The following is an 11,195-nucleotide window of genomic DNA, read 5'->3' on the forward strand; positions in this document are numbered from 1 at the left end:
CTCCTCCTAATAATCTTTTTCTAATGAATTTAATATTTTATCAAATAAATCTTTATCTTTTTTGACAGTTTTTTCGCTTAGAAAGGAGCTTATATCTTTTTTATCACATATACCTATTTCTCTAAATTTCATAAAATGGTTTGGTGTTAGTGATGTTTGATTGCATCCTTCTATTTTTTTTGTTGATAGGCTAAAACTTATGGGAAGGTTTGTTCCTATTCCTACTGAACCTAAACCAGTTGGTGAGTTCACCAAAACTCTTGCTACAGGTTTTTTTTCTATAAATTGTTCAATTACATATGCATCGTCAGAATATATTGAAAGGCTTTGACCTTTTTTGTCGTTTAAAATTAATTCAACGCATTTTTCACAAGCATTCAACCAATCATTTTCTATATATAAAGAAACTATAGGATTATATTTTTCTTTTGAATAAGGACTTTTTTCTGATACATATGGTTTTGTAACCACTAGAATTTTTGTATCTGAATTAACTTTTATTCCTGCAATTTCGGCGATTTGCCTTGCACTTCTTCCTATAAGTTCCTTTCTGCAATTATGGTCTTGATCATATAATATTTTTTCAAGTTTTATATGTTCGTCTTTGCTTAGAAAAAATGCTCCATATTCTTTAAATTTTTCTACAACCTTTTCATAAGCATTTTCTTCTACTACTATTGATTGCTCTACTCCTGGCAAAAGTCCGTTATTAAATGTTTTTGAATTTATAACTTCACAACTTGCCTTATCTATATCACAATCTTTGTCGATAAATACTATGTTATTTCCTATTTCCGCTTTAAAAATTTGAGCCTTATCGTTTTGGATTTTTCTTTTGTTTTCGCTTAGAAGATTTTCCAATATGAATGAAACTTTTTCACTTTCATATAAGGTTTTTTCTCCTAAGTCAGAGTTATAGGTTAAAATATCTAAAAAACCTCTTGGATAAAAATTTTCTTTTAAGATTTTCTTAATATCTTCAACCATTTTTGTTACAGTCTTTTCACATCGTAAATCACTTACTACAATAAGAGGATTTAAAGCTCTTATTGCAAAATATATGGCTTGAAAACTAGTAAGTGTTGATAGGTATGGGGCTATAAATACAAGACTAACACCTTTTGAAAGAGCTACTTGTCTTGAGTTTTGATTTTTTACTATATCATATATTTGAGGATATGCTTTCAATTCATTTTCCAAATTATCTAAATAATAATTTCCAAGTTTTATCTCATCCTCATATTTTCCATATGATGTTTCTTCAAAAGACATTTTTGCAAGTTGGTCTATGTTAGTTTTGTAATATTGTTTTATTTTTTTTAATAGTTCATTTCTTGTTTCTTTGTCAATGTCAAGAAGAATTTCCCTAGAATTTTCTGCCTGTTCTAATAAAATTCTTGCTTGTTGAATCGAAAGAAGATCTGTATCTATTACTTTCATAGTCCACCCCTTAAATCAAATTATCTAAATTATAAATTTCGGTTACTTTCTCTAAATCTGGATGTGGGCTTGGTATTACTAATGACGAGTAAACTTCTGCTCCCATAGCTTCTACTGCCTTAACTCCTGCTTGTACTGCTGATTCAACTGCTGACACATCTCCTTTTACAAGTATTGAAATATATCCACTGGCTACGTTTTCGTAACCAATAATTTCTACACTACCTGCTTTTTCCATTGCATCTGCGGCTTCTAGCACATATACTAAACCGAAAGTTTCTATGCCTCCTAATGCTTGCATCTTTTCTCCTAATCTTCTACTTTATGAACTGAAATTACTTTACTTACATTTGTTACTGGTCGTTTCATAACATTATGAGCTGTTATTTTTCCAATTTTTTCACCTTCAGCTACTCCGGCTTTTACTGCACTCATACATGATGAAACATCTCCTCTTACTATTACAGTAACTAGAGTTGATCCTACGTTTTCATAGGATACAAACTTTACATCTGCTGCTTTTAGCATAGCATCTAATGCCTTTATAGCTGGCAACATACCCAAAGTTTCTATAAGACCTATTGCTTGTGATTCGTATTGCATATTTTCACCTACTTAATATAAGAATTTATAGTATTTTTTTGTTCTTCACTTGCTTTATAATAAACAACTAATTCATCATCTATTAGCATATATGAATCCTCATCTATTAATCCATTTTCTTTAGCCGTCATAAGACTTTCTATTATATTTTCCATTGTAAAAGCCTTGTGATTTTTGAATTCATCTTTTAACGCTTGATAAACATCTTTTGCAGACGCCTTATCCACATTAGTAAAATATTTTAATATTTCATAGTTTAATGGTCTTCTCATTATTTGTTACCTCTTTTAAAATAATCAAGTGGATTTACACTCATTATAAATATTCCTAATGCCATAAGAAGTGATCCTAACCATGCTATTGGCACTATTTCATAACCTGGATTTTTCAAAATTATTCCAAGTATAATCCAACAGAAAAATGGACCCCAGAAAGTATATGTTCCATTGCATGCCATACCTAAAGCTGCTCCGCACATTGAATTTCCTTTATACCAAAAGGCAAATGATATAAATGTAAAAAATCCACTAGCAAATAAAATTAAAATTGTTGGATCAGTAATAGCATTTATGAAAAGACCAGAAATAAGATGTATTCCGCTCCCTTCAATTATTCCAAAAACTGGTAAAACTATTAATAGATTTGCTAATGATGATGTGGTTTGCCTAATAGCTATTCCTATTTCCGAATCAATCATTGAAGTTCCAAATCCAGCTATAACTCCTTCAAGTCCCCATCCAAATGCTGCCACGATTGCAAGGATTATTCCTAAAACCATTCCATCTTTAACCTCTCCAGTAAGACTTGTCGCGCCTATTAAAAGAGACGAAGCTAAGCAAATAACAATTCCTAAAATTGTTCTTGCTGATAATTCTTGCTTTAAGATTATTCTTCCAAGAATTGCTCCAATAGCTACATTAAGACCCGCTATAGGTATAACAACTGGTCCTCCCATTTGAACAGCAAGAATATATGTAACTCCTGCTATCGGCCCTCCGACTATAGCTGCAAATACCATTATCATTCCTGGCTTTGTTTTTAAAGTCTTTATAAAATCTCCAAATTTCCCCTTGATAATTGAATTTGCTAAAGCCCAGATTGCTGATGTTAAATCGTTTATTCCTGTTGCAAGTGTTCCAAGAATAAAAGCCAATGTAATATCTGAAAGTCCAGCTTCACCTGAATACCAAAACTTCCATATTCCATACACTGTGGCTGTAGTTACTAATGCTGTGTAAAGTCCATAATATATACCAGATTGAATACCAATATTTAAACCCTTGCTAAAATACTTTTTATCAAGTTTTTTCTTAGTGGATTCAGCTTTACTAACAGCATCTGAATAATTTTTTGTTTTTTCCACCACTCTATCTCCTTCTTCTTAATTTAAAAACATATAAATGTTTTCCTTGTTTAGATATTAACAATATACCTAACGTAAAAGTCAACTTTTTTTATAAGAACAACGTTTCCAATTGAAATTCTAGCTTTCTTTTGTCATATTTTTATATTTTTCTTTTCTTACATTATCTTTAATCTTAACCTTAGCGTAAAACTTTTTGATTTTTTTTCTATATTTTTTATATATTTTAAATACTTATATATTTATAAATTGATTTTTTAATGTTTTTTGTGAAATCAATTAGATAAATAACTAAAAAATAGCAGAACATACCTATTCTGCTACCATTAGTCTTTATATTTTTTAAGTTTTAAATTTATTAATAATAATCCTTTCTATCCTTATCCACATCCCAATAAATTTCCCTGTATTTACCGTCATAAATTTTTAAAATTTCTGGCATAGAATCGCTCATCTTTTCCATCTTTTTAAATTCCTCATAATCTTTCCAAAACAATTTTCCTTCCCTATTATTTTCAATTAATTTTCCAGAAAAATCATTTGTTTGATACAAAAGTCCAACGTCTTTTTGAAATTCGCCCTTATCATTTGTAAATGCCCAAGTAATTATTCCTACGAATTTTGGATTTTTTATTTCTAAATTTGTTTCCTCTTTTGCCTCTCTTATTACTGAATTTTCAAAAGATTCGTTTTTTTCAACTTTTCCACCTGGAAAAGTGAGGCCCTCCCAGCCATATTTTTTCTTTTTATCTAAAACTAGAACCTTATTATTTTTTTCATCATAAATTTTTACCATATTCATAAGTACAATTTTCATATATACTCCAATCCACAAAAAAAGGAAGCAAGTTTCCCCACTTCCTCTTATATTTATTTTCTTTCTAGTTCAATTTTTACACTTTTATCATTTAATTCGAATTCTTCTGTATCAAGGTCTTTTACTTCCATTGTATCTGCTAAAGTTTCTTTTTTGATTTCTTCTTCAAATTCTTTTAAAGCATTTTTCAATTCATCATCTGCGCTGTAGAAAATATCAATTCTATCTGTAACTTCGTATCCATTATCTTTTCTAAGATTTTGGATTTTTGATACAAATTCTCTTGCATATCCTTCTTTTTTAAGATCTTCTGTGATTTCTGTATCTAAAACTACAAAGACATTTCCATCCATCTCAACATCAAATCCTTCTTTTGCTTGGATTCTTATATCAAGATAATCTTTTTCGACAGTGTATTTTTCTCCATTTATTTCGATTTCTTGTGGAGAATTTTCAACTTTTTCTACAAATTCTTTTGCATCAACACTAGCCAAGAATTTACCAAAGGCTCCTACGTTTTTAGCAAAAATTTGTCCAACTTTTCTGAAATTTGGTTTTAAATAATAATCCATAAAGTCTGAAAGATCGTCTGCAAATTCAACTTCTTTTATATTTAATTCTTCTTTGATTAAACCTGTCAAATCACCGATTGTGTCTTTAAATGATCCATCTACTATTATTTTTTCTAGAGGTTGGCGAACCTTGATTGATTCTTTTTCCCTTGATGCACGACCAAGTGTAACCATTTTTCTTACAAGATCCATTTTCTCTTCTAATTTTTCATCAATTAAATCTTCATTAACTTCATCAAGTTTTTCAACGTGAACTGAAAGTCCGCCTGTTAAATTTCTGTAGATTTCTTCTGAAATAAATGGAGCTATTGGAGCTGTCATTTTAGAAAGACTTACTAAAACATCGTAGCATGTTTTGTAAACTGCTTTTTTGGATTCTGTTAAATCTTCTCTCCAAAATCTCTTTCTATTTCTTCTTATATACCAATTTGATAAGTCTTCTACAACAAAATCATTTACCAAATGAACAACCTTGTTGTAGTCAAAAGATTCCATTTGTTCGTAATAAGCTTTTAATAGTGAATTTAATCTTGAATATAACCACTTGTCGATTTCTTCAAGCTCTACATTTTCAAAATTTTTGATCTCATCAAGTCCAATATTATCTGTATTTGCATAAAGAACAAAGAAATTATAAACATTTTCGATTGTTCTAAAGAAATTATTTTTAACTTCAATTAGACCTTTTTCATCAAATTTTGTTGGAACCCAGCAAGGTGATACATATAATGAATAAAATCTTACAGCATCTGCCCCATATTTATCAAATAATTCGAAAGGATTTAGGGTATTTCCTTTTGATTTTGACATTTTTTGTCCATTTTTATCAACAACCAAGTCATTTACTAATACATTTTTGTATGGTGCTTTTCCTGTAATAATTGTTGAAATAGCCATGAGTGAATAAAACCATCCTCTTGTTTGGTCAATTCCTTCGCAAATGAAATCTGCTGGGAAATAATTTTCTAAATCTTCCCCTTTTTCAAATGGATAATGAACTTGTGAAAATGGCATTGCTCCTGAGTCAAACCAAACGTCAATTACATCTGGAACCCTGTGCATTACTTTTCCACATTCTGGACAAGTTAAAGTTACATCATCAACATAAGGTCTGTGAAGTTCTATATCTTCACTTATATCTTCTCTTGCTTTTTCTGCTAATTCTTTTCTTGAACCAATTGATTCAACATGACCACAATCGTCACATCTCCAAAGATTTAGTGGAGTTCCCCAATATCTTGATCTTGAAATTGCCCAATCTTTTACATTTTCAAGCCAATTTCCAAATCTTTTATCCCCGATTGTTTGTGGATACCAATTAACTTCGTTATTATTTTCAACCATTTTTTCGGAAAGTTTGCTCATTTCTATATACCAAGATGGTTTTGCGTAATAAACAAGCGGAGTTTTACATCTCCAACAGTGAGGATAATTGTGTTCGATTGTTTGTTTTTTATAAACTTTTCCCTCATCTCTTAGATGAATGAAAATTTCTTCGTTTGTATCAAAAATAAATTTGCCCTTCCAAGGAGTTTCTGTAAAACATCCTTCAAGGTCAACTGGTTGAACGAATGGCAAATTATATTTTCTTCCAAGTTGGTAGTCATCTTCTCCAAAAGCTGGAGCTGTGTGAACAATTCCTGTTCCGTCTTCTGCTGAAACATAATCAGCACAAGTTAAGAAAAATGCCTTGCCATCTGGTTTTACATAAGGAAGTAGTTGTTCATATTCAACATACTCAAGATCTTTTCCTTTCATCTCTTCAACAACTTCGTATTCATGATCTGCCATAACTTTTTCAAGCAAAGATTTTGCCAAATAATAATAGCAGCCATCAGTTTTATCATTTACTTTTACATAGCTAAGTTCTGGATGAACAGTTAAAGCTACGTTTGATGGAAGAGTCCATGGAGTTGTTGTCCAAGCTAGGAAATATTCATTGTCAGCATCTTTTTTCTTAAATTTACAAATTAAAGTTATGGCCTTATCCATTTGATAGCCTTGAGCAACTTCGTGACTTGCAAGACCTGTACCACATCTCGGACAATATGGCATAACTTTTGCGCCTTCATAAATTAATCCTTTTTTGAAAGCCTCATTTAATAGCCACCATTCAGTTTCTATATAATCATTGTCCAAAGTTATGTAAGGATTGTCCATATCGTAAAGAAAAGCCATCCTGTCTGACATATCTCTCCACATATCAGAATATTTAAAAACAGAATCCTTACATTTTTGGTTGAATTTTTCAACGCCGTATTTTTCTATTTGATCTTTTTCTGTAAAGCCTAATTCTTTTTCAACTTCGATTTCAACAGGAAGTCCGTGTGTATCCCATCCAGCTTTTTTCAAAACCTTAAAGCCCATCATATTTTTATATCTTGAAGTCATATCCTTCAAGGTTCTTGCTATAACGTGATGGATTCCTGGTTTTCCATTTGCAGTTGGAGGGCCATCAAAAATTATATATTCGTCTGCATCTTCTCTTGTTGTAAAAGTCTTATCCAACAGGTCAATTTCTTGCCAATATTTGGAAAGATCAAGTTCTCTTTGTTTAGTATTTTTTGTATCTAGTGATTTAAAACTTGCCATAATTCCCTTTCTTTCTTATAAATTTTCTTTTAAAATAAATTATAATAAAAAAACGCCCCCAGAAGGGACGGTCCACCCAAAAATTGAGTATGAAGTTAACGCCTATCTTACGTAATAAACTAATTTTTTCATTTATTAAGCTAAAAGATGATCTTCATAATAAAAAATTCATAGCCACTTTCACCTAAAGGCCTCTCTGTAAATTATTTTTTAAAACTACTCTTCTTTTAATTGCCTATATCTACTGACTAATTTACTATTTTTAAAGGAAAAAGTCAAATTGCTTTTTATTTAAAAAAATATATATTTATAAAACCATAAAAAGAGTTCCTGCTGTAATTAAAATACATCCAATAATAGATTTTGCCGTAAATTCTTCGCCCAAAAATAAAAATGCAAGAATCAAAGTTAAAACCACACTCATTTTATCAATCGGAACAACCTTTGAAGCATTTCCATATTTTAAGGCTCCATAATAACAAAGCCAACTAAGTCCAGTTGCAAGACCTGATAAAATTAAAAATATCCAGGATTTTTTGCTAATATTATAAATTCCAGAAAATGAAGAAGTAATAAAAACCATGCCCCAGCTCATTATTAAAACTACAAAAGTCCTGATTGCAGTTGCAAGATTTGAATTTACCCCTTCAATTCCAACTTTTGCCAAAATTGAAGTAAGAGCTGCAAAAATTGATGAAAAAATCGCAAGTAAAAGCCACATAATATCTCCCTTATTTATGAATTTTAAGCTTAAATTTATCAATAGAAAAATTATCCCAGCTATCAACATTAGAAATTTCTAGGGCTTTTTCTAGCATTTTTATATCAGAATCAAAGTCTTTTCTATAGACATAATAGTTTTCTTCCATAAAAGAAAGCATTATTCCATCATAATCTTTGAAATCTTCAATAAATCTAAGTTTTTCTACATCAAAATATTCAAAAACTTTTATCTCTAAATGTTTTAAATTTTCTTTTCTAATTGGATTAAATTTTAGATCAAAAAATCCTGCATTTACTGCCTCATAAACTATATCAAGTCCTAAATTTTTTCTAGTTGGAAAAATTGAGCCAGAAATTCCTTTTAGTCTTCCATCAATTTTCACTTCAACTCTTATCCCATTTAATTTATTTTCAAATTTTTTATCAAAATTCCTAAGATACGTTTTATTTTCCAAATAATATTTAATTGCATCATAAGCAAGTTTTACATAATCATCCATTTTGAAATTCTTTCTTTATTTTAATTTTCAATTTTTATTTCCTTTTACTCTATTAATTTACCCAATTTATAGATAAATTAATTGAAAATGGGTAAACTAATAGGAAGAGAAAAAATTTTAGTTAATAAATAAACAAAAGGAGAAAATAAATGTACGATTATTTAATTGTTGGAAATGGAATAGCAGGTCAAAAGGCTGCTGAAACTATTCGAAAAAAAGAAGAAAATTCTTCTATTATTATAATTTCAAAATCAGCAAAACACACTTATTGGAGAACAAAATTATCTGAGCTTATTGCAAAAGATTTTACAGATGATGAAATTTTGGTAAAAAAACCTGAATGGTACGAAAAAAATAATATAGAAGAAAAGCTTGAATGTGAAGTAGAAAAACTTGACCTTGAAAATAAAAAGGCAATTTTAAAAAATGGGGAAGAAATTGAATATAAAAAAGCCCTTATAGCAACAGGATCTCATCCATTTGTGCCACCAATAAAAAATATTGACGCTGATGGAGTTTTTGCAATTAGAAGTGTTGAAGATTTAAATTCTTTCAAAAACCACATCAAGGAAAACAAGAAAGTTGTAGTAATTGGTGGGGGACTTTTGGGACTTGAAGCTGCTTTTTCTGTAAAAAATACAGGTTGCGAAGTCCTTGTTATTGAAACTTTTGACTATATTTTAGGAAAACAACTTGATAATGAACTTTCCAAAAAGTTAGAAAAAGAATTAAATGACGCAGGAATCAAAACTTCTACAGGAAAAAATACTGCAGAAATTTTAGAAAAAGATGGTAAAGTTTGTGGAATAAAACTTGAAGATGGAGAAGAAATCGAAGCAAATACAATTTTGGTTCAAACTGGTGTGAGAAATAATCTAGAACTTGCAGAAAAATCTGGACTTGAAATTGAACGTGGAATCCTTGTAAATGAAAATTTAAAAACAAGTGATGATAATGTATATGCAGCAGGAGACTGTATGCAATTAGGACAAGCTACAATCGGTCTTTGGACAGCATCAATGGAAATGGGAGAAATTGCAGGAAGCAATATGACAGGAGATAACAAAACCTACCAAACACCAAAACCATTTTCATCCCTACTTCTTGGAGATATAAAACTATTTTCAGCAGGCTTAAATTCAGGCGAAGCAATAGAAGAAATCAAAAAAGAAGACGGAGAAAAAGTCTACAAATTATTCAAAAAAGGCGAAGATTTTGTAGGAGGCATCCTCTACAAAGACATAAAATTCCAAAATGACGTTAAAAAAATAGTATTCGAAAAAGAAGATCCAAAAAATACAAAACTTGGAAAAGAAATTTTTAGGATGTAAAAATAAAGCTCTTGGCTAACCCAAGAGCTTTTTTAATTTTCTATATTTTTAATAGGATTTGCTTCATATACAAAAATCATCGAATCAAAAATTTCTTTTGGAGAATTTTCTATTCTATATGAGTATGGGATAAATTTCATTACCCAAGTGTAGCCTTCGCCTAATGAGCCCATTTTTATTTTTGAATCTAAGAGATTTTTACAATCTCCATCTTTTACTTTTGAAAAATCTAAATAATAGGAATTTTTATAATTTTTTGCCTGGTAGGCAAAAGGATCTGCTGATATAAATTTTTGTATTGTCCTTTGATTTTTTTGCATAGTTTTTATATTTACCTTTGTTTTATAAAAATCTGTTCCTATTGGAAAATATGATTTTTTATATTTTTCCAGTAAATTTTCTCCCATATTTTTATACATTGGTTCCTTTTTTCCAATATGGCCATTGTGGCCTGCTATCATTATTCTTGAATTTTTTTCGTAATCTTTTATCCAAGAAATATTTTCTGCCATTTTTTCATCTCTATATTCACTTGATTTTACATAATCATCAACCATTTTATAATATGGAAAACTTGATAGAATATTTTCTATAAGTCTTTTTTCTTTGGTATTTTTTTCAAGTTTTTCATTTAATTTTTTTAAATTTTCTTCCAAGACTTTCATCTTTGGATCTTTGATTGAAATATTATCTTTTTCTAAGACATCCAGACTTTTTATATCAAAATCTATATTTTCTTTTTTTACAAAATCTTTTAAAAGTTTTACGGAATTTTCTGGATTTTGCATATCAAAACCGTAAAAGGAAATTTTTTGGTCGTGATTTTGGTTGTATTTTTTTATCCAATTTATTAAATCATTCATCTGATTTGTATGATAGATTGTAAAGGAGAAAATTTTTGATGGATTTTTTTGAAATTTTCCTGATTTTACATAAGAATCTATTTCCATCCCTTCTGAAAAATCACATTCCAAGGCAAAGGCTCTAACATTTGCATCTTTTACTAATTTTTTTAATATGTCTAATTTTAATTCTTGAAATTCTTTGTTACCATGTGTAGCTTCTCCAAGACCAATGATTTCTACTTGGTCATCAATCTTTATATCTTCTATTTTTTGAGCATATTTTCCCAAATCTGAAATTTCTTTTTTGGCTTTAAATTCCGGAATTTTTGTCCACAAAAATATAAACAAAAATCCTAATATTGAAATTGAAATTATTATATATAGAAGAATTTTAAATATTTTTTTCATT

At 29.5% G+C, this 11,195-nt stretch carries 11 protein-coding genes; 1 reads left to right on the top strand and 10 read right to left on the bottom strand.

Translation table 11 applies throughout. The annotated features are described in order from the left end of the window. Positions 1 to 6 precede the first annotated feature (6 nt). From I6H46_RS01865 to I6H46_RS01905, 9 genes are all read right to left on the bottom strand, one after another. A complete protein-coding gene (locus I6H46_RS01865) occupies positions 7 to 1,440 on the bottom strand; it encodes an aldehyde dehydrogenase family protein (protein ID WP_200226040.1) in 1,434 nt (477 codons plus the stop codon). 10 nt (positions 1,441 to 1,450) lie between these two features. Beyond that, entirely contained in the window at positions 1,451 to 1,741 is a 291-nt protein-coding gene (locus I6H46_RS01870) for a BMC domain-containing protein (RefSeq protein WP_004839424.1), read from the bottom strand. Between the two features lie 8 nt (positions 1,742 to 1,749). Then, positions 1,750 to 2,043 carry a BMC domain-containing protein gene (locus tag I6H46_RS01875; protein WP_004839425.1) on the bottom strand — a complete coding sequence of 98 codons (294 nt, stop codon included), beginning with the start codon at positions 2,041 to 2,043 and terminating at the stop codon, positions 1,750 to 1,752. An 8-nt stretch (positions 2,044 to 2,051) separates the two neighbouring features. After that, positions 2,052 to 2,315, bottom strand: coding sequence for a hypothetical protein (locus tag I6H46_RS01880; RefSeq protein ID WP_019118683.1), 264 nt, complete (start codon positions 2,313 to 2,315; stop codon positions 2,052 to 2,054). After that, positions 2,315 to 3,409, bottom strand: a complete 1,095-nt coding sequence (locus tag I6H46_RS01885) for a DMT family transporter (protein WP_040401662.1) — start codon at positions 3,407 to 3,409, stop codon at positions 2,315 to 2,317. Before I6H46_RS01885 ends, I6H46_RS01880 begins: the two co-directional genes overlap by 1 nt. Positions 3,410 to 3,764: 355 nt before the next feature. Then, complete coding sequence (locus I6H46_RS01890) at positions 3,765 to 4,223, bottom strand: NUDIX domain-containing protein (protein ID WP_019118685.1); 459 nt, start codon at positions 4,221 to 4,223, stop codon at positions 3,765 to 3,767. A 53-nt stretch (positions 4,224 to 4,276) separates the two neighbouring features. Next, positions 4,277 to 7,387, bottom strand: a complete 3,111-nt coding sequence (gene ileS, locus I6H46_RS01895; RefSeq protein ID WP_019118686.1) for an isoleucine--tRNA ligase — start codon at positions 7,385 to 7,387, stop codon at positions 4,277 to 4,279. A gap of 307 nt (positions 7,388 to 7,694) precedes the next feature. Beyond that, positions 7,695 to 8,108, bottom strand: coding sequence for an EamA family transporter (locus tag I6H46_RS01900; RefSeq protein WP_026074082.1), 414 nt, complete (start codon positions 8,106 to 8,108; stop codon positions 7,695 to 7,697). A 10-nt stretch (positions 8,109 to 8,118) separates the two neighbouring features. After that, entirely contained in the window at positions 8,119 to 8,610 is a 492-nt protein-coding gene (locus I6H46_RS01905; RefSeq protein WP_019118688.1) for an AMMECR1 domain-containing protein, read from the bottom strand. Positions 8,611 to 8,759: 149 nt separating this feature from the next. On the opposite strand from I6H46_RS01905, the gene I6H46_RS01910 reads away from it, so the two are divergent. Beyond that, entirely contained in the window at positions 8,760 to 9,941 is a 1,182-nt protein-coding gene (locus I6H46_RS01910; protein ID WP_019118689.1) for an NAD(P)/FAD-dependent oxidoreductase, read from the top strand. A gap of 32 nt (positions 9,942 to 9,973) precedes the next feature. On the opposite strand, the gene I6H46_RS01915 is transcribed toward I6H46_RS01910, so the two are convergent. Beyond that, a complete protein-coding gene (locus I6H46_RS01915) occupies positions 9,974 to 11,194 on the bottom strand; it encodes an erythromycin esterase family protein (RefSeq protein ID WP_200226042.1) in 1,221 nt (406 codons plus the stop codon). Position 11,195: the final 1 nt, after the last annotated feature.

The sequence above is a fragment of the Anaerococcus obesiensis genome (assembly GCF_016599815.1).
Classification (GTDB): Bacteria; Bacillota; Clostridia; order Tissierellales; family Peptoniphilaceae; genus Anaerococcus; species Anaerococcus vaginalis.

What these genes read in the sequence shown, in the direction of transcription:
- I6H46_RS01875 (WP_004839425.1), bottom strand. Translation starts at nt 2,043, where the DNA reads ATGCAATACGAATCACAAGCAATAGGTCTTATAGAAACTTTGGGTATG.
- I6H46_RS01915 (WP_200226042.1), bottom strand. Translation starts at nt 11,194, where the DNA reads ATGAAAAAAATATTTAAAATTCTTCTATATATAATAATTTCAATTTCA.
- I6H46_RS01870 (WP_004839424.1), bottom strand. Translation starts at nt 1,741, where the DNA reads ATGCAAGCATTAGGAGGCATAGAAACTTTCGGTTTAGTATATGTGCTA.
- I6H46_RS01865 (WP_200226040.1), bottom strand. Translation starts at nt 1,440, where the DNA reads ATGAAAGTAATAGATACAGATCTTCTTTCGATTCAACAAGCAAGAATT.
- I6H46_RS01880 (WP_019118683.1), bottom strand. Translation starts at nt 2,315, where the DNA reads ATGAGAAGACCATTAAACTATGAAATATTAAAATATTTTACTAATGTG.
- I6H46_RS01900 (WP_026074082.1), bottom strand. Translation starts at nt 8,108, where the DNA reads ATGTGGCTTTTACTTGCGATTTTTTCATCAATTTTTGCAGCTCTTACT.
- ileS (WP_019118686.1), bottom strand. Translation starts at nt 7,387, where the DNA reads ATGGCAAGTTTTAAATCACTAGATACAAAAAATACTAAACAAAGAGAA.
- I6H46_RS01890 (WP_019118685.1), bottom strand. Translation starts at nt 4,223, where the DNA reads ATGAAAATTGTACTTATGAATATGGTAAAAATTTATGATGAAAAAAAT.
- I6H46_RS01910 (WP_019118689.1), top strand. Translation starts at nt 8,760, where the DNA reads ATGTACGATTATTTAATTGTTGGAAATGGAATAGCAGGTCAAAAGGCT.
- I6H46_RS01905 (WP_019118688.1), bottom strand. Translation starts at nt 8,610, where the DNA reads ATGGATGATTATGTAAAACTTGCTTATGATGCAATTAAATATTATTTG.